The organism is Spirosoma profusum (assembly GCF_014699005.1).
Taxonomy (GTDB): Bacteria; Bacteroidota; Bacteroidia; order Cytophagales; family Spirosomataceae; genus Spirosoma; species Spirosoma profusum.
On record NZ_JACWZY010000006.1, the window covers coordinates 156,877 to 180,844 of the forward strand.

Below are 23,968 nucleotides of genomic sequence, written 5' to 3' on the forward strand. Positions count from 1 at the left end.
TTTTTTATGGTTTCGACGTAATGCTACGTATCTGAACGGTTGAACCTTTCTCAAAACTGTATTGGTCTGGAGGGCTATTCAATGAAATCTGATTGATTACCCCGTCCCATCCGGACTGACCGCTCAAGTTGATTTCATACGTTCTGAGCTGCCCATCGCCGATAATTGGGAATTCAACGTAACGGCTTGGCCCATCGACGAAATTATCCTCCTCAGGTTTTTTCCAGGCAAAACGCGCCCTGTTTCCCTGAGTACGGAAAGCCGCCTGGATGTAAATTTTTGGTACGTCGGTAGCACGCCAGAAAACCAGCGGGCTCATCACTCGAAAATTATTTTGTTTATCATCGTGGCGTGCCCACTGAATCGCCAGCGCATTCTGAATAGGCCAGCCCCGATCCTGCGTGTTAAAATAGTACCATCCTTGGCGGTCGTTTACAAACTGATAGTTGGGCGCCGAAGCCGGCCGGGGCTGACTATAGGCAAACTTCCGAATATCATCGATTGAGCCAACCACCAGCGTATACTCGTATTCATACTGCCCGTTGTGGTCAATCTGGAGATAATCGCAGTTGTTGATATAGGAACTTGAGCCATCATATTCGTTTCCTTCCCGCAATTGACCAAAGCTGGCCGTATTCGAGCGGAAGGCATTCGACCGATAAAGTCCAACACCGCGCCCCTTGGTATTGAGCAGAGCAATCCAGTTTTCGGTTGCGTAACGGGTGCGCATATCGTGGTCGGTATATTCGGAAACGGCGTCGTTTGTGAAGGGCTTCAGACCGTTATAGATAACCTGACGGTAGTAGGGCGCATTCAGATACACACAAGGCGTTTCCTGCGTGCGACCTTCGTAATGTGTAGTATCGAATCGACTAACTTCGATGCGGCAACGAACGTGTATCGTATTGTCTTTCAGTTCAATCCAATGCTGCATAGTGCAGTCGGCGGGTTCATCGAAGAGGGGCCAGATTTTTGGTATCGTTTTCACATACAATGTATTCTGCCCCTGCTGATAACTGACAACCTGCGCCGGATGGTTGTAGTAATCGCCCGTCTGAACCGGATTCCAGCCAAGATTGCGCCACTCATAAACGGGTTGTTTGCCGTTTACGCTATACGGGTAAGGACCGCCATAAATTGAGGTCTGCAACTGCCGCCCCAGGTCATTGTTATTGACCATGTTTTCGTTGCTGCCCGCTTCGGCCAGGTAGTTGATAGCCCCGCCCATATTTAGGTCAATGGCCACCTTAACCTTGTCATTCGATAAAAAAAGTCGCTTGTTCGGTGAAGATTGCTCTTTACCGGGCAAGCCACCCCCCGGCGGATTCGGTACGACGGGCGGTGTATACGGAGCTGTGGCTGGGTAGTCGTTCACACACGTAACAGCCAGACAGCCAACGAGTATACAGACGAGAACAGGATAAAACCGGAACATAAACGTAGAGTAATACGAGATTAAAAACGGATTAAAACAAAATTAGCATCTACCGAGCCTTTTTGCAATAATACTTTCTGATTGGCCTATTAAGGGATGTTTCAGATTAAATCTAAGGTGTTACGTAATTTTTCGAAGATACGGCTTATTCCTTTGCGTTAGATACACTAATTTTGCAGGATTTTTTGGCCCACTGCTTCAGGTTACCAGGCACGATACGTTACGTTACGTGTATCATCAATCTGGTAGCCTGTCAGGGTCATCCAAACGGTTCATTGCTCCACAGAAAAATGCCCAAAAACACCAACATTCGCTCTGTTCTTATCATTGGCTCTGGCCCGATTGTTATCGGCCAGGCGTGCGAGTTCGACTATGCGGGTTCGCAGGCCGCCCGTTCCATTCGGGAGGAAGGCATCGAAGTAGCGCTGATTAACTCCAATCCGGCTACGATCATGACTGACCCAATCAACGCTGATCATGTGTATCTGCTGCCATTGGAAAAGAAGTCGATTGTCGATATTCTGGAAAAACACATAGCGATGGGTAGGCCCATCGACGCCGTTTTGCCCACGATGGGTGGCCAGACAGCCCTGAACCTGGCTATCGACTGTGATAAAGCAGGTGTCTGGGAAAAATATAACGTCAAGATTATTGGTGTCGATATACGCGCCATCGAAACCACGGAAGACCGGGAGAAATTCCGGTTGCTGATGCTCCAGCTAGGAGCTGGTGTTTGTAAAGGTCGTACGGCCCGCTCGTTTCTGGAAGGTAAAGAAATCGCGCAGGAAATTGGTTTTCCGCTCGTTATCCGTCCTTCATTTACGCTGGGCGGTACAGGCGGTGGCTTCGTAAACGTACCCGAAGATTTCGACAAAGCGCTGACACATGGTCTGCACGCATCACCCGTGCATGAGGTGCTGGTGGAACAGAGCGTCATGGGCTGGAAAGAATACGAATTGGAGTTGCTACGTGACAACAATGGCAATTTCATTATCATCTGCTCCATTGAGAATTTCGACCCGATGGGCGTTCATACCGGCGATAGCATTACGGTAGCTCCAGCCATGACCCTGCCCGATACGTTGTATCAGCAGATGCGCGACCTGGCGATTCGGGTAATGGGCGGCATCGGGCAATTTGCGGGCGGATGTAATATCCAGTTCTCGGTGAATCCGCAAACCGACGAAATTATTGTCATTGAGGTTAATCCACGGGTGAGCCGGTCATCGGCGCTGGCGTCTAAAGCCACGGGGTATCCGATTGCCAAAATAGCCGCCAAAATGGCTGTTGGCTATAACCTTGATGAGCTGATTAACCCGATTACAGGAACTACGTCGGCTTTCTTCGAGCCAGCCATCGACTATGTTATCGTGAAAGTGCCGCGCTGGAATTTCGATAAGTTTCCGGGTGCCGACCGTTCACTAGGGCTACAGATGAAATCGGTGGGTGAAGCGATGGGTATTGGCCGGAACTTCCAGGAAGCCCTGCAAAAAGCCTGTCAGTCGCTCGAAATCCGACGTAACGGTCTTGGTGCCGACGGTCACGAACTGAGCGACCGCGATGCCCTGACCGAAAGTCTTCAGCACCCAAGCTGGAACCGAATCTTTCACATTTACGATGCTTTCAAGGCAGGGATGTCGTTCCGTACCATCCAGCAACTCACCAAAATCGATCCCTGGTTTCTGCATCAGATTGAAGAATTGATCGAACTGGAACGGGAAATCGAGCCGTACGATCTGGAAGACCTGCCGCCCGAATTGCTACGTACCGCCAAGCAAAAAGGCTATGCTGACCGGCAACTGGCGCATTTGTTAGGCGTAAAGGAAAGTAAAATATACGAGTATCGTCAGGCACATAACATACGTCGAGTATATAAATGCGTGGATACGTGTGCGGCTGAGTTTGAAGCCAAAACGCCTTATTACTACTCAACTTTCAACAACCAGGTGCCCATCACCACCGACCACGCCGAACCTGTTTCAGACTTGCCGGGCAACGAGTCGATACGTAGTAACCGTAAAAAAGTAGTCGTATTAGGCTCAGGACCGAACCGGATTGGTCAGGGGATTGAGTTTGACTACTCCTGCGTACATGGTGTGTTAGCCGCTAAAGAAGCTGGCTACGAAACCATTATGATTAACTGCAACCCGGAAACTGTCTCGACCGACCCCGATATTGCCGACAAACTCTATTTTGAACCGGTATTCTGGGAGCACGTTCACGCCATTATCCAGCACGAACAACCCGAAGGCGTTATCGTACAGTTGGGCGGACAGACTGCCCTGAAAATGGCCGAGAAACTGACGCGCTACGGCATCAAAATTATCGGAACAAGCTGGGAAGCACTCGATTTAGCCGAAGACCGGGGACACTTCTCCGACATGCTACGTCAGCTCGATATTCCGTATCCAAAATTTGGCACAGTGCGCGAGTCGGAAGCTGCGATTGAACTGTCGCGGGAGTTAGGTTTCCCGCTGCTGGTACGTCCTAGCTACGTATTAGGTGGTCAAAGCATGAAAATCGTCATCAACGAGAACGAACTGGAGCAACACGTGATGAAGATTTTACAGGACATTCCTGACAATAACATCCTGCTCGATCACTTCCTCGAAAACGCTATTGAAGCGGAATCTGATGCTATTTGTGACGGTGAAGATGTGTACATCATCGGTATCATGGAGCACATCGAACCGGCGGGAATTCACTCCGGCGATTCCTACGCGCTGCTACCGACGTTCGATTTGAGTGAAAACGTTGTCCGGCAAATTGAAGAATACACCAGGAAAATTGCCGTAGCGCTCAAAACCGTCGGACTGATCAACATACAGTTCGCGATTAAGGATGAAAAAGTGTATGTTATCGAGGCTAACCCACGCGCCAGTCGTACCGTACCGTTCATCTGCAAAGCCTATCAGGAGCCGTATGTGAACTACGCGACGAAGGTGATGCTGGGCGACAAAAAAGTGAAGGATTTCAAATTTAATCCGGTCAAAAAAGGGTACGCCATTAAAATTCCGGTGTTCTCGTTCAGCAAATTCCCGAACGTCAACAAAGAGCTTGGCCCCGAAATGAAATCGACCGGTGAAGGTATTTACTTCATCGATGATTTGAAGGATGATTTCTTCCAGAAAATCTATTCCGAGCGGAATCTGTATTTGAGTCGATAGGTTATAGTAACTGTAAAAAAGGGGCATCTCAACGTTCGAGATGCCCCTTTTTTAGTTGATGTCCCTATTTAAACTTTTGATACGTAGCGATTTTTGTCATGCTGAGGCACGAACTGGACCGCCGAAGTCGCATCTTAAGGTGTCCAAGCTTTGACGTCAGGAAAATTTAAGATTCTTCGTTGCTCAGAATGTCAAAAATAAAGTTGTATAATCTGATGAGGGACAGCTGTTAAGGTAACTTCTGTACGGCTTCGTAAATAAGGTTGATGTACTTCGTCCGGTCAATGTCATAGACGAAATTAACATTTGGCTTTTGCTTTAGTACGTCGAAGAAATCAACAACAGTAGTTCCAGTGGTTAATTTGCCATTAACCTCAACATCGACGTAGCATTTTTTCGCGCTAAATATTGAAGGATCAATCAGATACGCAATAGCGCAGGGATCGTGGAGAGCAGCTCCACCTTCCAGTTCGGGGCGTTCCCGACGGTAGAAAATGGAGAAAAAATCCATCAACTCAGCCACCACTTTTCCCGATTGATTCCCGATTTTCCGAAATCGCTCAATGTCTTCCTGAAACACCAGCGCTTTATGCGTTACGTCTAATCCACACATCGTAATCGGAACCCCCGAATTGAAAACGACCGCAGCGGCTTCGGGATCGACGTAGATGTTGAATTCAGCCGTCGGTGTCATATTACCCCGGAAAGCACCTCCGCCCATGAGCGAAATTTGCTCAATTTTGGGTTTCAAGTGCGGATACGCCAGCAGGAACGTAGCAATATTGGTTAGTGGGCCGGTTGGCACAATCGTGATTTTTTCAGAACGCTCTGTCAGAATCAGCGCCATCGCTTCCACCGCCGACAAAGTTTCAGGACGTAGTGTGGGCTCGGGTAGGGTAGGGCCATCCATTCCCATTTCGCCGTGCACGTAATCGGCAATGATCAGTTCCCGGAATAGGGGTTTCTCGCAGCCTTTGTATACCGGAATATCGACTTCCAGCAACGTAACGAGTTTCAGGGCATTTTTCAGCGTTTTAGCCTGCGTCTGATTGCCCGCCGACGTAGTAATGGCCTTTATGTCGAATAAACCACTGCCAACGGCCAGCATGAGCATAACGGCATCATCATGGCCAGGATCACAATCAATAATTATGGGTAGTTTTTTCATCTGCTACGTCAGTTTGGGGCGACGAATATACCAAAGTTGAACTGGCTTTGGCGAAAATGACCGTTGCCGCTTGATAAAGTGGGAAAGATTAACGGATAAATTCAGCCCATCGCGTATTTTAGCTATTTATTAACCTAACTGAAATGCGGCATCTATACACTTCATTTTTACTTGCATTCGTTGCGCTGCTCGGCCCGAACGTAGCGAAATCACAGTCGGACGCTATACCGGCCCAAGTTCAGCAAGTGGCAAAAACGGTACGTCCCGAAGCGATTAAGAACCACATGCGTATCCTGGCAAATGACTCGCTGAAAGGTCGTAAACCCGGTTCGCGTGGGTTTGATATGGCCGCCGAATACGTAGTGAATCAGTTCAAAACCCTTGGTTTACAGCCTGCTGGCGAAAATAAAACGTATCGGCAGAATGTACCGTTGGGTCGCTGGCAGGTGAAGGAAGAAAACAGCACTGTAACCTTGATTACCAAGGGAGAAGAACGGCCACTCACGATTGGTCGGCAGTGTATACTTAACCCAAACCCCGATCTCCCAACCAGCGAAGTCAATGCGCCGGTGGTGTTTGTCGGTTTCGGCGTTACGGCCCCTGAACTAGATTACGATGACTATAAAGGCATCGATGTAAAGGGTAAAATTGTGGCGTATTTTAATGGTGCACCTGCTACGTTCCCCTCCAATCAGCGTGCTTTCTATTCCTCGTCTAAAGCCGAAAATGCCGTCGCGCACGGAGCTGTTGGTACGTTAGCGTTCAGTATGCCCACCGACCTCCGTAACCGTGTTGAAACAGCGGCTCCACGTGCGCGGCTGGGCGTCTATAAATGGCGTGATAAACAGGGGAAACCGCAACGTACGTTCCCTGCTATTAAAGGGGCTGCTTCGTTGAGCGACTCAACGGCTCGGCTGTTGTTCGCGCAGGCTGGTACGCCGTTCCGGGATGCGCTTGAAAACGCCCGAAAAAACCATCCGCAGGCGTTCCCGCTGAACGTAGCGATACGCATGAAAACCCAGACGGATGCTGTGGAAGATGTGGCTGGATATAATCTTGTGTCGCTATTGCCCGGCACCGACCCGGTTCTGAAAAATGAATACGTAGTGATCGTCGCGCACCTTGACCACCTGGGCATTACCCGCCCGGTAAAAGGAGATTCCATCAACAACGGTGCGCACGACAATGCATCGGGCGTAGCGATTAACCTGGAAACGGCACGGCTGTTTTCGTCACTACCAAAAGCGCCCCGTCGGTCGATTCTGTTTGTGTGTGTAACGGGCGAAGAATTGGGCCTGCTCGGTTCGGATTATTTCGCGAGCAATCCGACGGTTCCCAAAGAAAAAATTGTGTCGAATCAGACGCTGGATATGCCGTTTTTCTTCCATCCGCTGCTCGACATTGTGCCCTATGGTGCGCAACATTCGAGTCTGGATAAGGAAGTTAGTCAGGCCGCTTCATTTTTGGGTGTACAGATTAGCCCCGATCCTATTCCTGAGCAAACCGTATTCATGCGTAGTGATCACTTCAGTTTTGTACGGCAGGGAATTCCCGCCCTGTTCATTAAAAGTGGCTCACAAACGGGCAATCCGAACCTCGATGGTACCAAACTGAATCTGAACTGGCGGGCTACCATTTATCATTCGCCCCATGACGATATGAATCAGCCGTTCGATTTCAACGCAGCCGCCAAACACGCGCAACTGCAATTTCTGGTCGGCTACCTTACCGCCCAGGCCGACGGACGCCCGACCTGGAACAAAGGGGACTTTTTCGGGACGAAGTTTGGGAAAGGCGAGCTTGTGAAGTAAGTAAAAAATGAGCGTTTTTGTCATGCTGACGAAGCCGTGCCGCCGGAGCGGAAGCATCTTAAAGCTTCTATACAAGCTAGTAAGGATACTTTAAGATGCTTCCGCTCCGGCGGCACGGCTTCGTCAGCATGACAAAAAATCACTCACGCGTTCTTCCACTTAATCCCGCAGCCAATAGCTCTTGCAGATGGCGTGGTTACGGGTTTTCCGGCCAGCAGTTCGTTGACGGCTTCTTCTACGTACTTTTTGCTGGCTGATGAACCGTCATCCTGGTTATTATCGATGGCACCGATGTATGCCACGCGATACTGATTTCCCTCTTTTTTCACCACGAACATATGGGGCGTATTGGATGCCCCAAACGCGCTGGCCACTGTTTGACTGTCATCGTGTAAGTAAGGAAACGCGTATTTTCTGGATTTGGAACGCTGTTGCATGGATTCGTAGGAATCGCCGGGAGAACGCTGCGAATCGTTGGATTGAATGGCAACAACCGGGTAACCTTTTGGCGCAAACTGCTCATTGAGAGCAATGATGCGGCTTTCGTAGGCTTGCGCGACCGGGCAGGTGTTACAGGTGAAGGCAATGATATAGCCTTTTACGTCTTTATGATCGGCCAGCGATACATCCTTGCCATCTACGTTTTTCAGTTTGAAATCCTGAATCACATCGCCCACTTTGTATCCGGTCGGCGTAGGGTTCATACTCATGAGCACTACCGCTATCAGTGCCTCAATAGCAAACAACAAATTGGCTTTTTTCATGGTATTCAGTGTTTAAGTTTATTGATAATTGATTCAAGTTCACCGTCTTTCACGGGCTTCCCGATAAACTGACGAACGTTACGTTTCTCATTCAGCACCAAGGTCATGGGCAGTGCGCCTGACCATTCGGGAGCAAGTTTATCAATCCAGGTATTCAAATCCGGTTCATCGAGCAGCACTACGTTCGAGCCGATTTTTCGGTTGCGCACAAACGGAATGACTTTAGATGTCAGTGTTTTTCGTGCATCCATCGAAACCAATAATACGCTTACTTTCTGGCTTGCGTACGTTTTCCGAGCCGATTCAAAAAGTGGTAGTTCTTTTACGCAGGGCGCACACCAGGTTGCCCAGAAATTGACGACGTACAACGTATCATTGGGGCGTTTGATACGTTGCTCCAGATCATCAAATTTCAATACAGGTACCGATTGAGCCCTACCTGCTACGTTTCCTAGCAGCAACGTAATGAACAGAGCAATGCCAGCTTTCATGGACATACGCAGGAGATATAAAGTTAAGTCAGGGTAATCTAAAACGCCACTCTTTTGGGTAAAAATCAGGTACTTATGTATTGGGGTCAATATAACGAACGTACTGAGGTTATGAATAGTACCTATAATTTATCACCTGGCGAAAATTCAGTTGTCGGGTAACCGCCTGGTCAGAAGGCAACAAAACCTTTCAGGAAAGTAGAACATTAGCAGTGTCAGGCATATCGTTTGATTCAATTTCAGGCGTTGGGCTGACACTTTACACTTTTACGTACAAATCATAGGGCCGCTTAGTACCAGTTATTACCGCGTAATCATTCATTTGTGCTACGTTATGGTGGGTTACGTAGTTGAGCTGGTCAATGTCGGTACTGATGGGCATTACATTATAAGCCCACATGCTGGGGGCATTCCAGGGCCCTGCTCGAAAGCGCTCCTGCCGATACATTCCTGGATAAATTGAGGAGTATTGGTCAGGTCGGTGGCACCGATGGTGGCCGTGGACTTTGCGTCCTGTCAGCATGCCAAAAACCAAAAACGTCTCATCAAACAAATTTTAAAGGCGACTAAACGCTGGTATTCCAACGGTAAAAGTCGTCTTGGGGTCTACATCAGAAGAGCAAATAAGTTAATGGAGTATACCTTACGGTAATATTTCTTTAGGAAATGGGTCATTTAGAAATAAAATTCTTGTAAGTAGTTAACAAACAAACGTTTATCGCGTTATTTGCACAAACGCCCAACTCGTTCAATATGATGAAACATTACTTACTGTATATACTGTTCGGCTTAGTCGTATTGCCAGCCTGTGGGCAGGGTCTTACCGACTATTACCGACTGCCCGACCAAAGCCCTCAGAACAATCGATTGGTGGCGCGTTATGGTGGGCCTTCCATCCGAAATCGCTGGTACGTTGCCCTCGACGGATTCATGCGAACCGACCGGGCGCAAATCGACAATGCAGAAAATGGACTCATTACCAGCGACCTTGTCGGAAAACCCGGATTGGGCGTAACGCTGGGCTGGGTTTATCGCGAGCGGTGGGCGCTCGAAGCAGGCTACGCCCGGATGCCTATCCATACGCAGGTATCTATCAATAACACAACTCCTCCTTTAGGATTTCGGAATACAGACAGCCGTAGCTCTTTCGTAGTGCGCGGAAAACGCCTTCTTCTATCGACCAGTAAGCCCTGGCTACGTTCTGGATTTTGGGTAAGCGGAGGTATGTGGGTTGTTCCGGGTAAAGATCAGCCGGATAATCATTACAACGTACAGGGATATCGTTATCAGGGTCGTTGGGAAGCGATGGAGTCGTTCAGAATGGTAACGCTGACGAAAACGAACCCCGAAATGATTACCATGGCTGAATTGGGAGCCGAGTATAATGTTCGTCTAAGTAACGCCCTGGATTTAGGCATAAACGTCCGTAAATTCTGGGGGTTAGGCAACACGTCTTCCACCGACGTAGTGTATCTGGCAAACCGGACTGTAACGCAACAGGCGCAGTTCCAGGCTAGTGGCACAGGCATGAGCTATGGTGTAACGCTACGTTATAATTTCTCCATAAAACGTAGTATAACCAACGTACTGGATGTGCAGGGTAAGAAACAACGCATTTTATAAACCGGATAAATTAATCTATTTGATACAACAATTTACATTTTGTGAAAAGTAGGCGGTCGAAGAGACCGCCTTTTTTATGGGCTTTGATGGTTGATAGTCGTCAGTCAATAATCGGTAGTGACCACTGATGGCTATTGGCTGACGACTATCAACTATTATTCAACCACTTGCATATTTATGAAACGGCTGCCTTTTTTATTCGCTTTTGCTGGATTATTGACCTTACAAACGGTATTCGCCGAGGTACGTTTGCCAAATGTGTTTGGTTCACACATGGTTCTGCAACGTCGGAAACCGGTACCAATCTGGGGTTGGGCTGATGCGGGGGAGAACGTAACGGTTTCGCTAAATAATCAGACTAAGAAGGTCAAGGCTGGTAAAGATGGAAAATGGCAGGTAATTCTGAATCCGATGGAAGCGGGCGGGCCGTACCAGTTAGTCGTAAAAGGAAAGGCTAACGACGTTACGTTCGAGGACGTGTTGATGGGTGAAGTATGGGTTTGCTCAGGACAGTCGAATATGGAATGGCCGCTCAGTGCTGCCTCGAATGGCAAAACAGAAATTCCGGCGGCCAACTTCCCAAATATCCGACAACTGCTGGTGAAAAAAGCGATTAGTCTGACTCCTAAAGATAATATCGACGGAAACTGGAGCGTGTGCAGCCCGACTACTGCGCCAGCGTTTACCGCCGTTGGTTATTTTTTCGCCAAACAGTTGCAGCAGGAACTGAACGTACCGATTGGCCTCATTAATACGTCGTGGGGCGGTACGCATTCCGAAACCTGGACCAGCCGCGAAGCTATGCTACGTGATCCCGAACTGAATAGAACGGTAGCCGATTTGCCGTCCAGTTTTTCGGCGACGGAACAAAAGTTAACTGGGCGACTGAAACAATTGGTGGAGGAAAAACAGGGAGGTTTACTGCCAACGGCTACCGAAGAAAAAACCTGGGCTGGACTAAACATAAACGACAGCCAGTGGCAAACGATGAACCTCCCGAAAAACTGGGAATTTGAAGGAGGGCTGCCCAATTTCGATGGTGTCGTGTGGTTTCGGCGAGAAATAAACATCCCCAACGACGCTGATCTAAAAAATGCTACGTTATCGCTCGGCGCCATCGACGATGGAGACTCAACCTTTGTGAACGGTGAGCTTGTTGGGACTATAAACCAATATAATTCAGCACGTTCCTATAAGTTGGGCGATGGGATACTGAAACCGGGCTGCAATGTGATAGCCGTGCGAGTAAAAGATACCGGTGGACTGGGCGGCTTTACGGGTGAGGCTGGTGCGATGCTGTTGTCGGCTAATAAACTGAATATACCACTAGCCGGCAATTGGCATTACCGAATTGCGCAGGTACAACAATCGGCGGGAGGTGGCCCAAATGCCTATGGTACGTTGCTGTTTAATGCCATGCTGAACCCCTTGGTTCCGTATGGTATTGCAGGTACCATCTGGTATCAGGGCGAATCGAATGCGGGTCGGGCGTTTCAGTATCGTAAATCATTTCCGCTTATGATTCAGGATTGGCGGCAGCGATGGGGCTACGATTTCCCATTTTTGTTTGTACAACTGGCCAGCTTCAACGCGGCCAACGGCGATAGTCGGCATGGGAGCACCTGGGCAGAGTTGCGGGAGGCCCAAACCATGACACTTAACTTACCCAATACAGGTATGGCCGTTACGTCGGATATTGGTGAACGAACTGATATTCACCCGCGAAACAAATTGGACGTAGGAAAGCGACTGGCTGCCGAAGCCATGCGGGTGGCCTACCCAACAAACGGTGGTGCTCAGAGCAACGTATCACAAGGACCGATGTTCGAGAACATGACTGTTTCGGGAAATCGGGCCACCGTTACGTTCAAAAATGCAGGCAATGGTTTATGGGTAAAAGATAAGTACGGCTATTTGAAGGGATTTGAAGTGGCCGGTTCAGATCAGAAATTTTACTACGCAAAGGCTGAAATTCAAGGAAATAGTGTTATGATTCATGCCGATTCAGTAGCTGCGCCAGTAGCTGTTCGGTACGGGTGGGCTGACGACAATGGCGATGTGAATCTGTATAATCAGCAGGGCTTTCCAGCGGTACCATTTCGCACGGATACGTGGAAGGGCGTTACCGAAGCGGCTAAATTTGGCGATCAGTAAGGTTGGGCCAATTTCTGTTTGGCCCATGTAGCAAACCTTTAACAAAGGCTAAACAGAGCCTGGCCAAATCTTTAGTTTTTCATTTCTAGTTTTCGCATGGGCATACTGTCAATCAGGCGGAATAGCTCGGCTGGAGGAATAGGTTTTTGGTATGTCTGCTTCACGCCACCGTCCTTGCCAATGAGCCATCCCACAAACGTAGCAGTCGGCTTCATCTTGAATTTGATACGTAGAAATTGCTGATCGTCTTCCGATACGTTCGGTGCCGTCACAACCACTACGTCTAAATCCCGCTCCGACAGATCATTTTTAACCTTACTGAGCATTTCCTGCTGAGCTACCAGCGAAGGCTCCGACGTAGCGGAACCGAAAAACAACAGGATACGTCGTTTATCTTTCTTCTCCGCCAGCGTTGTCTCCAGCGGTTTTGGCTGAGAAGCCGGGCTTTGCATCATTGATAGCAGCCCGAACGAAAGCATAAGCAACGTAATAAGCCAATGATTTCCCATTTGCTACGTAGTACCGCCAGAAATACAACGGTACTCAAATGAAAAACGACTGTTTAACAAGATTGTTCGTTACAGATCTTCCAGGCGCTCCAGCATAAGAATGGAGGCTTGCGGCACTATGACAAATTGTTCGCCTTCGTATTGAATGTCAATGGCGTTACGTTGCAGATAAAGTGCTACGTCGCCTTCCTGCGCCTGAAGCGGCATGTATTTCACTTTTTCTTCGGTTTCCTTCCAGGGTTCATCGTCAACAGGTGCCGGAATCGGATAGCCGGGACCAACTTTGATGACGTAACCCGCCTGTACCTGCTCTTTTTCCTGCACAGTTGGGGGCAAATAGAGTCCGCTGGCCGTGCGGTCGGTGGAATCTTTGGGTTTGATGAGTACCCTGTCGCCTACTACAATCAGGCGTTTCAATTTATTATCAGCCGTAATTCCAATCATAATAGTCTATGGTTTTGAAGTAGCGTGGGTGGTCCACCGCAACGGCGGACCACCCACGCTACTGGGTCGCGTCAAAAATCGGGCGAAACGTATCGATGCGTCAAAATGTCATAACGCAGCCAACTTCCAACTAAAATTCACGGTACCGGGTCGTAACCATGATCACCCCACGGATGACAGCGGCCGATACGTTTCAGGCCGAGCCAACCGCCCCGAAGCGCACCATATTTGCGAATCGCTTCGATGGTATATTGCGAACAGGTGGGCGTATAGCGACAGGCATTCGGGAAGTAAGGCGACACCATCGCCTGATAGCCTTTTACCAGTCCAATCAAAATTGATTTCATCATAAAAATGTAAACACGAAATCGGTCAAAAACTTTCCCGCAATCTATCTGTATCTTTGCCTGTTATCGTTAATAAGGTCAAGGTTCAGGTTTATTCTGATTGAGTATTCATTAATTGAAGTCCTAGCCTCGACGCATACCGGCGGCCCGGCTGAAACCTACTTTATCATTCTATGCTGCAATACATTATCTGGGAAGTCAATCCCGAAATCTTTCACATTGGTTCCTTTTCAGTACGTTGGTATGGTTTGCTTTTTGCCCTGGGTTTCCTCATTGGGATGCAGATCATGACGTATATCTTCAAACAGGAAGGCAAACCCGCTGCCGATACCGATACGTTGCTGATTTACATGGTCGTATCTACGATTCTGGGCGCGCGAATAGGCCATTTTCTGTTCTACGAACCTGAAGTCTTACTCCATAATCCGTTGGTTGTCGTGACGCCCCCGTTTGCCGGTCTGGCCAGTCACGGCGCAACTATCGGTATTCTGACGAGCTTATGGCTGTATTCGCGCCGGAAACAAAGTCAGCTCACAGGTCAGACTTTTCTCTGGGTGACCGACCGGATTGTGATCGTCGTGGCGCTGGCAGGTGCCTGTATTCGTTTCGGAAACCTGATGAATTCGGAGATTGTGGGTCGCCCGACGGATGTGCCCTGGGCGTTTATTTTTATGAAAAACGACGAGTACGCGAAAATTCCGCGTCATCCGGCTCAGCTTTATGAATCGCTGTCGTGTCTGGTTCTCTTTTTTATTTTGCTCTGGTTCTGGAATCGGTACCGCGAACGGACGCCACGTGGCAGTATGCTGGGCATTTTCCTGATCTGGGTATTTGGCCTTCGTTTCTTTTACGAATACCTGAAAGAAAATCAGGTGGCATTTGAGAACAATCTGCCCCTGAACATGGGCCAGTGGCTGAGTATTCCGGCGGTGCTGATGGGCATTTATTTCATCGTACGCAGCAATAAAACGCCAATACCCGTTGCTGATCCTGAGAAGTCACCAACGGTTGAGACGTAGCACGTTACGTGTCTGTCTATTATCAAAAATTGAAGAACAAAGATTTTATATTTTTGAGGAGGCTGTTTAATGCAACCCCAAAATTGAGTGATTTTGTCATGCTGACGAAGCCGGGCCGCCGGAGCGGAAGCATGACAAAAATATCTTAACCTAAACTTCATGCAAACTAATTTTATAAATCGGCCTTCCCGGTTTACTAAACTGCTGCTACCTGCTGTAGTGATGAGCCTAATGGCTGGTTCGGCAATGGCGCAGGGACCCGGTCGGCAGATGCGTTGGTCGGCCGATGGTAATTCGTACGCGTCGGTTGAACAGGGCGAAGTGGTGCAAACCGACGTTCAGACTAAACGCAAAACTATGTTGCTGCCGAAATCGAAACTCCAGTCTTCCGGCACCAGCCAACCGCTAACGATTGCGGATTTTGCGTTTTCTGCCGATAGTGCCAACGTATTGATTTTCACCAATACAGCCCGCGTCTGGCGGCAGAACACACGTGGCGATTATTACCTCGTAAATCGTGCTTCCGGTCAGCCTCGCCAGCTTGGCAAAGGCCGCCCCTCTCAATCGCTGATGTTCGCGAAACTGTCGCCCGATGGACGTAGTGTTGCTTATGTTAGTGAGCGAAATCTGTTTGTAGAAGACGTAGCGTCGGGCCAGATTCGCCAATTGACAACCGACGGAACTCGCAAACGTATCAACGGTACGTTCGACTGGGTATATGAAGAGGAATTTGGTTGCCGTGACGGTTTTCGCTGGAGTCCGAATAGTAAGCAGATTGCGTACTGGCAGGTCGATGCCACGAAGATTCGGGATTATCTGATGCTGAATACTACCGATTCAGCCTATTCGCACGTAGTACCGGTCGAATACCCAAAAGTGGGTGAAAACCCATCACCGACACGTATCGGTTTAGTGAACGTAGCGAGTGCCGCAACTACGTGGTTACCTATTTCGGGTGATCCGCAACAAAATTACTTGCCAAGAATGGCCTGGTTTCCAGATGGTAGCTCGCTGATTATCCAGCAACTGAACCGGAAGCAGAACGAGTGTAAGTTGCTGGTATACAACGTAGCGAATAAGTCAGTTTCGCCGATCTATACCGAAACCAGCAAAGCATGGATCAGCGCCAAAACCGACCCGATGAACTGGGAGTGGGTTAGTGGTGGAAAATCATTTGTGTGGATGTCGGAAAAAGATGGCTGGCAGCACTTGTATCAACTGAGTGCGGATGGTAAGAAAGAAACGCTCTTAACGCCCGGTGATTACGACGTAGCGTCTGTCACTCAGATTAATGAAGTTGCCAGCCAGATTTATTTTATCGCTTCACCCAAAACGACCAATCAGCGCTATTTGTATCGGACGAGTCTGGATGGCAAAGGTAAAGCCGAACGCGTAACGCCTGAAGGCTTGGCCGGAACGCACAGCTACGTTGTCTCGCCCAATGGCCGACTAGCGCAGCATACGTTCACGAATTATCAGACACCACCAGCTACCGAGTGGGTGAGTTTGCCAGAGCATAAAGCTGTTGGGGATGCCATGAAAGTCAGTTCGGTGGCAAAACCGAACGTCAGCTTTTTCAACCTTACGACGGAGGAAGGCATTACGTTGGATGGCTGGATGGCGAAACCCGTTGATTTTGACAGTACTAAAAAATATCCGATCGTTTTCTTCGTCTATGGTGAACCCGCCAACTGTACCGTCAACGACGTTTTTACGGTTGGTTCAAATCGACTTTTCGCGGGCGATATGGCGAAAGCAGGCTACCTCTACGTAGCACTCGATAATCGTGGAACGCCCAATCTGAAAGGCGCTAACTGGCGAAAGTCGATTTATCGGAATATTGGCCGGATTAACATAAAAGATCAGGCGATGGGTGCTAAGAAATTATTCTCGCAGCACTCGTATATTGATACCAGCCGGGTAGCGGTCTGGGGATGGAGTGGGGGAGGATCCACTACGCTGCACCTGCTTTTCCAGTATCCAGACATTTACAAAACCGGCATTGCTATTGCGGCCGTGGGCAATCAGTTGTTCTACGACAACATCTATCAGGAACGCTACATGGGACTTCCACAGGAGAATCGGGAGGATTTTGTTGCGGGATCGCCCGTTACGTATGCTAAGAATCTGAAAGGAAATCTGCTGTTTATTCACGGAACCGGCGATGATAACGTCCATTATGATAATGCCGAAGTGCTCATCAACGAACTGGTGAAATACAACAAACAGTTTCAGGTGATGCCCTACCCAAATCGGACGCACGGTATATTCGAAGGCCCCGGAACTACCGAACACCTACGCACTTTATACACGAATTATTTGCTGAAAAACTGCCCTCCTGGTCCCCGCTAACCATGACTCGACTATTGACACTCTGCCTGCTGGTATTGCCCTTTCTGGCGTCGGGGCAACAGTACGAATTCACGCACGACGATACGTTACGTGGCACTATTACACCCGAACGGGCCTGGTGGGATCTGGCTTTTTATCACCTGAAGGTGCGTGTTGGACCGAAAGACAGTACGTTGAGCGGCTCAACCCTGATTCGTTATCGAGTGGTGAAGCCGGGACAAACCATGCAGCTCGATTTGCAGCGCCCCATGCGAATTATTCGGGTTGAGCAGGACGGCCAGCCGCTGACGTTTCGGCAGGATGGGAATGCATATTTTGTAAAGCTCTCTAAACTTCAACAGCCCGGTCAGACGGAATCTGTTACGGTACAATATGCTGGCAAACCGCGCGTGGCTAAACGTCCGCCCTGGGATGGTGGCCTGGTTTGGTCGCACGACAAAGATGGTAACTGGTTCATTGCCACGGCCTGCCAGGGATTGGGGGCAAGTGCGTGGTGGCCCTGCAAAGACCACATGTACGATGAGCCTGATTCGATGGCCATCAGCGTAACAGTTCCTGAAGACTTGACCGACGTATCGAACGGACGTCTGCGCAAGGTAACGACCAACCCTGATCACACGCGTACCTTCGACTGGTACGTAGCGAATCCAATCAACAATTACGGTGTCAATTTAAATATCGCCCGTTACGAGCATTGGGAGGAAAAGTATCCTGGTGAAAAAGGCTCGCTTGCGCTCAATTACTACGTATTACCCCAAAATCTCGATTCGGCCCGTGTTCAATTTAAACAGGTGCCGCAGATGCTGAAGGTGTTTGAGCACTGGTTTGGTCCTTACCCGTTTTATGAAGATGGTTATAAACTGGTCGAAACGCCCTATTTGGGAATGGAACACCAGAGTTCCGTTACGTATGGCAACCGATACAAAAACGGCTACCTTGGCCGCGATTTATCCAGCACCGGTTGGGGACTCAAATGGGATTTTATCATCGTACACGAGTCGGGTCATGAGTGGTTCGCCAATAACATTACGTATAAAGATATTGCTGATATGTGGATTCACGAGAGTTTTACGAACTACTCAGAGAATCTGTACACGGAGTATTACTGGGGCAAAGCGGCTGGGGCGCAGTACGTTATCGGTTGCCGCGCGCTGATACGTAACGACAAACCTATTATTGGCGTCTATAACGTAAACCACGCAGGTTCGGGTGACATGTATTACAAGGGCGGCACTATGCTCCACATGATTCGGCAACTGGTCAACAACGATGAAAAATGGCGGCAGGTGCTACGTGGTATGAACAAAACCTTTTATCATCAGACCGTTACGACGCAGCAGATTGAACAATACATGATTCGGGAAACCCGCCTGAATCTGAAACCCGTTTTCGACCAGTACCTGCGGGATGTACGTATTCCGGTGCTTGAATACAAACTTGTTTCGGGCGGAGTTCAATATCGATGGGCCAATTGTGTTCCAGGTTTCGATATGCCCGTAAAGATTTGTTTCAACGAAACGGGGCCGTACCAGCAGATTCAACCGACCGCCCAGTGGAAAACGTTGTCAGCTAAAGGCGTTAACACAGTCACAGCCGACCCTAATTACTACGTATTGAGCAAAGGGGTAAGTAACATGTAAGGCAGTGATTTTAGTGAAGTGTGCTACGTTGCCAGTTTTCTTAAAACGTTGTTAAAATCAATACGTTAGACGTAACGTTTACTCAAAATAGTGCGATCTGTATGAGAAGAAAACGTAGCTTGCTTCTCAATAAACGATTACTCCATTCTTAAACTCATAGCATTGATAATGACCATGCAAACAAATCGAAATGTATTCTGGGCTCTACTGATTCCGGCCATGTTGGTGATCGGTTGTGGAAGCGAGAAGGACAAGGAAGAAAAAGAAGAGAAAAAAAAGGATGAAGAGTCTGTGTCGGCGCTGGGTGCGGTGAGTGCCCTGAAAGAAATGGCTAGTCAGGCTGAAGAATTGGGGAAAAACGGCCCCGTAGAAACGGTCGATTTTCGTACCTTGAAAGAATTACTTCCTGCTGACGCTGATGGATTACCTCGTAAAGAAGCAACGGGCGAGAAAAACGGCGCGGTTGGTTTTGTCGTCTCAACGGCTAATGGAAAATACGCCAATGAAGACGGTAGCGAGACAATTGAACTCTCACTCGTTGACGGTGGTGGTTCAGCAATGATGATTGGCCTGGCGGCCTGGTCGGTGGTTGAAATTGATAAGGAAACCGAGCATGGCTACGAAAAAACGGGTAAAATGGGTGATAATAAATCGTACGAAAAATACGATAACGCCAACAAAGATGGTGAAATCGCTCTGCTGGTCAACAAGCGGTTTATTGTGTCGGCGAAGGGACGAGGGGTGAGTATGGATAAAATTAAATCCGCTCTCGAAGATATTAACCTGGATAAACTGGCTGCGCTGAAGTAACAGAATAGTACTCAAACAGGTCGGCCCAATGCTACATAGCGTTGGGCCGACCTGTTTGAGTACTATTCAAAGTCTGTGTAAAGCAGTTTCCGGTCTACGGCGCTGGGTAATGGGCCTTGTCGGGTGAGTTTCAGTTTAGCCATAGCCGAGCCTGCAATGGCGCAGTTACCGGGTGCATATCCATCCAGATAGGCCGTTAGGAAACCGGCCCAATAGGCATCGCCAGCTCCCGTCACGTCCACTACGTCGATTTTTTTACCGGGTATGCGTGACTGTTTGGCCCCCCCATCATACGATACCAGACTACCCTCGGAGCCGAGAGTTAGACAAATAATGGTCGCGCCCATCTGGTGAAAATCAGCCAGTACCTGTTTGGTTTCCTGAGGTTTACCGTAGAGCCGCTCTACGTCGTCAAGGCTAATTTTAACCATCGCACCAGCCGCCAGATAACCACGTAGCACACGCCATGCTTCATCGCGGTCGGGCCAGATGCTGGGCGCGTAGTTGGCATCAATTGTAACCTGACAACCTAACGCTTTAGCACGTTGAGCTGCTTCTACAATGGTGTTCTGAGCGGGTTGGCGGCTCAGCGCAAAACAGGTTGTATGAAAAAGCTGCGTTTTGGCCAGTAGTGAATCGGGTAATTGTTCTGGATCGATCAGCGAATCGGCATGACGATACGCCACAAAATCGGGCGTCGTAGATGTTCGCGACACAACGACAATAGTGGTCGGTTCCAGTAAATCTGCTGTAATGTACTGGGTATCGACACCCGATTCAGCAATTTCGCGGGTCAGGTAGCGGCCAATACTGTCGTGCCCGACACACGCAATCAATGCACATTGATGGCCTAAACGAGCCATATTCGTTGCCATATTAGCCGGACTTCCGCCCTGATAACGACGAAAATCCTGCGTGTCGAGCAGGCTGGTTGATACGTGGTGCCCAATGAAGTCCGCGAGTAGTTCACCGACTGAAAGCAGAGCGTAAGGGCGTTCTGTAGAATTCATGTAGCTAAATTACGAGTTACGATGTGCGAATTACAACGTATTCGTGATACGCTACCTGTCAAGAGGAGCGCAATCACTACGTAGTAACTCTAAAACGCCCTAATTTCCGCCAGGCTCGATGGGAAAAGCAGCTTCTTCGCTCTGTCTATTTTCTTTCACCAGAAAACATGCCCCAGCTGCCAGCAAGAGACAAACACCGGCCAGGGCCAGCGCGTTACGTGGGTCGTTTTTTAGCAACGTAGGGTAGAAGAACTGTACAGTCAGGTTGTTCACGATCTGTGGCACAACGATAAACCCGTTGAAAATCCCCATATAAACACCCATGCGTTCGGCAGGCACCGAACTTGATAATAGTACGTAAGGCATGGAAAGGATGGAACCCCACGAAAGTCCAACCAGCGTCATTCCGACGAAGAAAATGTATTTGTCATCCGACAACAGCATTGATAAGAAACCTAGTCCGCCAATGGTCAGGAAAACGGCGTGCGTGGCTCGTCGGCCAATCATGTTGGCAATAGCGGGTAGGAAAAATGAAATGGTAAAACAGCCGACATTGAACATGGCGAAGCAAAGATTGCCCCACTCCGTACCTTCCTGAAAGCCTGGCGATTCGGCTGTGGGCGCATTAAAAGCATGCCGCGCAACAGCCAGCGTGAGGTATTGCCACATGAGCGGTAGCGCAAACCAGGTAAAGAATTTCACCCACCAGAGCTGTTTCATCGTAGTAGGCATTTCTTTGAAGGCATGGAAAATTTCGTTGAAAGCTCCGCTAATACCGCTGCTTTTCTGCTTCATTCGTTTGAATTCCTCCATGTCTTCGGGCGGATATTCATTCGTGGTGTACATGGTCCAGATCACGGCGAGCAACACCGCAATACCACCGATGTAAAAAGGATATTTGATACTATTGGGAATAACATTGGCGGCAACGACAGCCGTAGATGTGAGGCCAAGCAAACGAAAAATAGTAGGCATCAGGTTGGCGAGTGTTTGCCCGAATCCCACAAAAAAACTTTGAACAGCGAACCCTAAATCACGTTGTTTATCGTTTAGCTTATCACCGATGAACGCGCGAAATGGCTCTTGAGTAATGTTGAGACCAGTATCCAGAATCCACATCAGACTAGCCGCCATCCACAGTGCTGACGAGTTGGGCATCAGGAACAACGCTAAGCTGGTAACGATGGCACCGATCAGAAAGAATGGCTTCCGACGACCCCACTTTGTCGACCAGGTACGGTCGCTGATGGAGCCAATGATCGGCTGAACGATCAAACCAGTTATTGGGCCCGCTAACCATAAAATCGGGATACTGGCTTCGTCGGCGTGGAGGTATCGGAAAATGGGACTCATATTGGCTTGTTGAAGCCCAAATCCGTACTGTATGCCGAAAAAACCAAAACTCATGTTCCAGATTTGCCAGAAACTTAGGTTTGGCTTTGTGGTTTTGCCCGTTTGTGGTACGCTACCGGTTTGCATAGATTGTTGTATCTTTAAAAGGTCATCATAGGTTTTGCTCAAGAGCGAACAATTATACCACCGATTTGCAGGATATAGAGATATTCTTGTCTTATTTTTTTGAATTGACGTATTTTTGAGGATGTTTCCCAAAAAGTGCCTGGCCGTTATTACGCTTCTGACGGTTTTAATAATTTGTTCACAAACCGTCTTTGCCTCTATTTCGGTCGACTCGGCACGGAAGGTTATTGTCCGTTCTGTTACACTCAAAGGAAATATTCGCACCCGTGACCGTATCATTCTGCGGGAAATGACCCTTCATATCGGCGATTCTATTCGCCTGGCCGACCTGCCTGCCCGAACGGCCTGGGACCAACGTAACATCAACAATACCAACCTGTTTGTAACGGTCGACATGGGTACGCAACTGACCCAGCCCGCCGATACCACTCAACTCGCCCAGCTCGACCTGACCGTGACGATGAAGGAGCGCTGGTATTTCATAGCCTACCCCGTTTTTGATATTGCCGACCGAAATTTTAATGAATGGTGGTACGACCGGGGCCACGATTTCCGGCGGGTTATTTACGGAGGTAGACTCAGTTACCGAAACGTAACGGGCACCAACGACCGGCTTCAGGTCGAAATCGTGCGAGGATTTCTGCAACGTACCGTCGTCTCCTACCTGAAACCTTACATTGATCGGGCACAGAAAATCGGTCTTCGGGTAGATGTAGGCTATCTGACCAACAACGAAATACCGTATCGCACTCAGGCTGATAAACTGATCTTTGTTAAGTCGGAAGATCGACTTCGGGAGCGTTTGTACGCGGGCGTACTGCTGACACATCGGCGTGGTTTGTACCATTATCACTCAATCGAAGCACGTTATAATCACAATACAATTGCCGATACTATTGCTCAGATTAACCCCGATTATTTCCTGGATAGTCGAACGGAACAGCGTTATCTGTCAATTGGTTACGGCTACCGCTACGACCGTCGCGACAACGTAGCGTATCCATTGCAGGGAACTCTGTTCAACGCGGGTATTGGCGTGACCGGACTATTGCCAAGCGACAATTTCCGTTTTTTCGAGATGTCTTCCTCTATTACGCGCTACTGGCCGTTGGGTGGGCGTTTTTACGGTGCTATGAGCTTGCGTGGGCGTGCTACGTGGCCTAGCCGACAACCTTATTTTAATCTGCGAGGTCTGGGGAGTGGTAATGACGTAGTGCGGGGTTACGAGCTTTTTGTGATCGACGGACAACGTACCGCCGTCTTTCGTAACAGCCTTCGCTATCAACTATTTAATGTCCGGAAACAACTCAACTGGCTTCACATCCGGCAGTTTAATACGTTACCCATTGCAGCGTATGTGTCGGCTTTTGGTGATGCGGGCTACGTGAGCAGTACGGTGGCGGAGCGGTATCAGAGCCAGCTCGCCAATAAATTGCTGGTAGGTACTGGCCTGAGCCTGGATGTTGTTACGTTCTACAACCTGGTGATGCGCTTTAGTGGCACTATTAACGCGCAGGGCAAAACCGGTTTCTTCTTCAATCTGGTGCAGGAGTTGTAGACGTACATCCACTCATCAATTTCCTCTGCACAATCCAACTGCTACGTAACCAATCATCCGATTCTTGGTGCGCTACGTTCTGCGTTCACTACTTTTGACCCGTCAATCTGACCAATAAATCGCTACTCCGATGTAGACGTATCGGCTTCATTTTCCGCTTAGTAAGTGAGTAACCAACTCTGTTTCA

The 23,968-nt window shown here is 48.8% G+C and carries 19 protein-coding genes; 9 read left to right on the forward strand and 10 right to left on the reverse strand.

What is annotated here, in order from left to right; genetic code table 11:
* Window positions 1-4 precede the first annotated feature (4 nt).
* Window positions 5-1,435, reverse strand: coding sequence for a hypothetical protein (locus IC229_RS09530; protein WP_190886736.1), 1,431 nt, complete (start codon window positions 1,433-1,435; stop codon window positions 5-7).
* Window positions 1,436-1,725: 290 nt separating this feature from the next.
* Between IC229_RS09530 and carB the strand changes: the two genes are divergently transcribed.
* Window positions 1,726-4,602 (forward strand): carbamoyl-phosphate synthase large subunit, encoded by a 2,877-nt coding sequence (carB, locus tag IC229_RS09535; RefSeq protein WP_190886737.1) that lies wholly within the window; start codon window positions 1,726-1,728, stop codon window positions 4,600-4,602.
* A gap of 229 nt (window positions 4,603-4,831) precedes the next feature.
* Here carB and IC229_RS09540 read toward each other — a convergent pair whose 3' ends face one another.
* On the reverse strand, window positions 4,832-5,770 hold the full coding sequence (locus IC229_RS09540) for a nucleoside hydrolase (RefSeq protein ID WP_190886738.1): 939 nt from the start codon (window positions 5,768-5,770) through the stop codon (window positions 4,832-4,834).
* Window positions 5,771-5,913: 143 nt separating this feature from the next.
* Between IC229_RS09540 and IC229_RS09545 the strand changes: the two genes are divergently transcribed.
* Window positions 5,914-7,581, forward strand: a complete 1,668-nt coding sequence (locus IC229_RS09545; protein ID WP_190886739.1) for a M28 family metallopeptidase — start codon at window positions 5,914-5,916, stop codon at window positions 7,579-7,581.
* 143 nt (window positions 7,582-7,724) lie between these two features.
* Here IC229_RS09545 and IC229_RS09550 read toward each other — a convergent pair whose 3' ends face one another.
* From IC229_RS09550 to IC229_RS09560, 3 genes are all read right to left on the reverse strand, one after another.
* On the reverse strand, window positions 7,725-8,345 hold the full coding sequence (locus tag IC229_RS09550) for a thioredoxin family protein (RefSeq protein WP_190886740.1): 621 nt from the start codon (window positions 8,343-8,345) through the stop codon (window positions 7,725-7,727).
* Between the two features lie 5 nt (window positions 8,346-8,350).
* The gene (locus IC229_RS09555; RefSeq protein ID WP_223833932.1) at window positions 8,351-8,836 is read right to left on the reverse strand and encodes a TlpA disulfide reductase family protein; all 486 of its coding nucleotides are present in this window, start codon (window positions 8,834-8,836) and stop codon (window positions 8,351-8,353) included.
* A 259-nt stretch (window positions 8,837-9,095) separates the two neighbouring features.
* The gene (locus IC229_RS09560; protein ID WP_190886742.1) at window positions 9,096-9,359 is read right to left on the reverse strand and encodes a hypothetical protein; all 264 of its coding nucleotides are present in this window, start codon (window positions 9,357-9,359) and stop codon (window positions 9,096-9,098) included.
* Window positions 9,360-9,589: 230 nt separating this feature from the next.
* Here IC229_RS09560 and IC229_RS09565 point away from each other — a divergent pair, with 230 nt between their 5' ends.
* Together IC229_RS09565 and IC229_RS09570 are read left to right on the forward strand one after the other, a co-directional pair.
* Window positions 9,590-10,459 (forward strand): hypothetical protein, encoded by an 870-nt coding sequence (locus IC229_RS09565; RefSeq protein ID WP_190886743.1) that lies wholly within the window; start codon window positions 9,590-9,592, stop codon window positions 10,457-10,459.
* A 177-nt stretch (window positions 10,460-10,636) separates the two neighbouring features.
* Complete coding sequence (locus tag IC229_RS09570) at window positions 10,637-12,613, forward strand: sialate O-acetylesterase (RefSeq protein ID WP_190886744.1); 1,977 nt, start codon at window positions 10,637-10,639, stop codon at window positions 12,611-12,613.
* A gap of 71 nt (window positions 12,614-12,684) precedes the next feature.
* On the opposite strand, the gene IC229_RS09575 is transcribed toward IC229_RS09570, so the two are convergent.
* From IC229_RS09575 to yidD, 3 genes are all read right to left on the reverse strand, one after another.
* Window positions 12,685-13,122, reverse strand: coding sequence for a DUF4174 domain-containing protein (locus tag IC229_RS09575; protein ID WP_190886745.1), 438 nt, complete (start codon window positions 13,120-13,122; stop codon window positions 12,685-12,687).
* Between the two features lie 69 nt (window positions 13,123-13,191).
* The gene (locus tag IC229_RS09580; RefSeq protein ID WP_190886746.1) at window positions 13,192-13,566 is read right to left on the reverse strand and encodes a co-chaperone GroES; all 375 of its coding nucleotides are present in this window, start codon (window positions 13,564-13,566) and stop codon (window positions 13,192-13,194) included.
* A 137-nt stretch (window positions 13,567-13,703) separates the two neighbouring features.
* Window positions 13,704-13,913 carry a membrane protein insertion efficiency factor YidD gene (gene yidD, locus IC229_RS09585; protein WP_190886864.1) on the reverse strand — a complete coding sequence of 70 codons (210 nt, stop codon included), beginning with the start codon at window positions 13,911-13,913 and terminating at the stop codon, window positions 13,704-13,706.
* A 173-nt stretch (window positions 13,914-14,086) separates the two neighbouring features.
* On the opposite strand from yidD, the gene lgt reads away from it, so the two are divergent.
* From lgt to IC229_RS09605, 4 genes are all read left to right on the forward strand, one after another.
* Window positions 14,087-14,932, forward strand: a complete 846-nt coding sequence (lgt, locus tag IC229_RS09590) for a prolipoprotein diacylglyceryl transferase (RefSeq protein WP_190886747.1) — start codon at window positions 14,087-14,089, stop codon at window positions 14,930-14,932.
* A 270-nt stretch (window positions 14,933-15,202) separates the two neighbouring features.
* Window positions 15,203-17,284, forward strand: coding sequence for a S9 family peptidase (locus IC229_RS09595; RefSeq protein WP_190886865.1), 2,082 nt, complete (start codon window positions 15,203-15,205; stop codon window positions 17,282-17,284).
* Window positions 17,285-17,286: 2 nt separating this feature from the next.
* Window positions 17,287-18,924, forward strand: a complete 1,638-nt coding sequence (locus tag IC229_RS09600) for a M1 family metallopeptidase (protein WP_190886748.1) — start codon at window positions 17,287-17,289, stop codon at window positions 18,922-18,924.
* 174 nt (window positions 18,925-19,098) lie between these two features.
* The gene (locus tag IC229_RS09605; protein WP_190886749.1) at window positions 19,099-19,734 is read left to right on the forward strand and encodes a transposase; all 636 of its coding nucleotides are present in this window, start codon (window positions 19,099-19,101) and stop codon (window positions 19,732-19,734) included.
* A 62-nt stretch (window positions 19,735-19,796) separates the two neighbouring features.
* Here the strand turns inward: IC229_RS09605 and IC229_RS09610 are convergent, their stop codons facing one another.
* On the reverse strand, window positions 19,797-20,744 hold the full coding sequence (locus IC229_RS09610; RefSeq protein WP_190886750.1) for a carbohydrate kinase family protein: 948 nt from the start codon (window positions 20,742-20,744) through the stop codon (window positions 19,797-19,799).
* A gap of 99 nt (window positions 20,745-20,843) precedes the next feature.
* Window positions 20,844-22,223, reverse strand: a complete 1,380-nt coding sequence (locus tag IC229_RS09615; protein WP_190886751.1) for an MFS transporter — start codon at window positions 22,221-22,223, stop codon at window positions 20,844-20,846.
* 121 nt (window positions 22,224-22,344) lie between these two features.
* Here IC229_RS09615 and IC229_RS09620 point away from each other — a divergent pair, with 121 nt between their 5' ends.
* Window positions 22,345-23,781: a BamA/TamA family outer membrane protein gene (locus IC229_RS09620; protein ID WP_190886752.1), complete on the forward strand. Its 1,437-nt coding sequence runs from the start codon at window positions 22,345-22,347 to the stop codon at window positions 23,779-23,781.
* Window positions 23,782-23,968 lie beyond the last annotated feature (187 nt).

Bases quoted from the DNA above. Each gene is read 5' to 3' on its own strand.
- IC229_RS09530 (WP_190886736.1), bottom strand. From the start codon at position 1,435: ATGTTCCGGTTTTATCCTGTTCTCGTCTGTATACTCGTTGGCTGTCTG.
- carB (WP_190886737.1), top strand. From the start codon at position 1,726: ATGCCCAAAAACACCAACATTCGCTCTGTTCTTATCATTGGCTCTGGC.
- IC229_RS09540 (WP_190886738.1), bottom strand. From the start codon at position 5,770: ATGAAAAAACTACCCATAATTATTGATTGTGATCCTGGCCATGATGAT.
- IC229_RS09545 (WP_190886739.1), top strand. From the start codon at position 5,914: ATGCGGCATCTATACACTTCATTTTTACTTGCATTCGTTGCGCTGCTC.
- IC229_RS09550 (WP_190886740.1), bottom strand. From the start codon at position 8,345: ATGAAAAAAGCCAATTTGTTGTTTGCTATTGAGGCACTGATAGCGGTA.
- IC229_RS09555 (WP_223833932.1), bottom strand. From the start codon at position 8,836: ATGAAAGCTGGCATTGCTCTGTTCATTACGTTGCTGCTAGGAAACGTA.
- IC229_RS09560 (WP_190886742.1), bottom strand. From the start codon at position 9,359: ATGCTGACAGGACGCAAAGTCCACGGCCACCATCGGTGCCACCGACCT.
- IC229_RS09565 (WP_190886743.1), top strand. From the start codon at position 9,590: ATGATGAAACATTACTTACTGTATATACTGTTCGGCTTAGTCGTATTG.
- IC229_RS09570 (WP_190886744.1), top strand. From the start codon at position 10,637: ATGAAACGGCTGCCTTTTTTATTCGCTTTTGCTGGATTATTGACCTTA.
- IC229_RS09575 (WP_190886745.1), bottom strand. From the start codon at position 13,122: ATGGGAAATCATTGGCTTATTACGTTGCTTATGCTTTCGTTCGGGCTG.
- IC229_RS09580 (WP_190886746.1), bottom strand. From the start codon at position 13,566: ATGATTGGAATTACGGCTGATAATAAATTGAAACGCCTGATTGTAGTA.
- yidD (WP_190886864.1), bottom strand. From the start codon at position 13,913: ATGAAATCAATTTTGATTGGACTGGTAAAAGGCTATCAGGCGATGGTG.
- lgt (WP_190886747.1), top strand. From the start codon at position 14,087: ATGCTGCAATACATTATCTGGGAAGTCAATCCCGAAATCTTTCACATT.
- IC229_RS09595 (WP_190886865.1), top strand. From the start codon at position 15,203: ATGCGTTGGTCGGCCGATGGTAATTCGTACGCGTCGGTTGAACAGGGC.
- IC229_RS09600 (WP_190886748.1), top strand. From the start codon at position 17,287: ATGACTCGACTATTGACACTCTGCCTGCTGGTATTGCCCTTTCTGGCG.
- IC229_RS09605 (WP_190886749.1), top strand. From the start codon at position 19,099: ATGCAAACAAATCGAAATGTATTCTGGGCTCTACTGATTCCGGCCATG.
- IC229_RS09610 (WP_190886750.1), bottom strand. From the start codon at position 20,744: ATGAATTCTACAGAACGCCCTTACGCTCTGCTTTCAGTCGGTGAACTA.
- IC229_RS09615 (WP_190886751.1), bottom strand. From the start codon at position 22,223: ATGCAAACCGGTAGCGTACCACAAACGGGCAAAACCACAAAGCCAAAC.
- IC229_RS09620 (WP_190886752.1), top strand. From the start codon at position 22,345: ATGTTTCCCAAAAAGTGCCTGGCCGTTATTACGCTTCTGACGGTTTTA.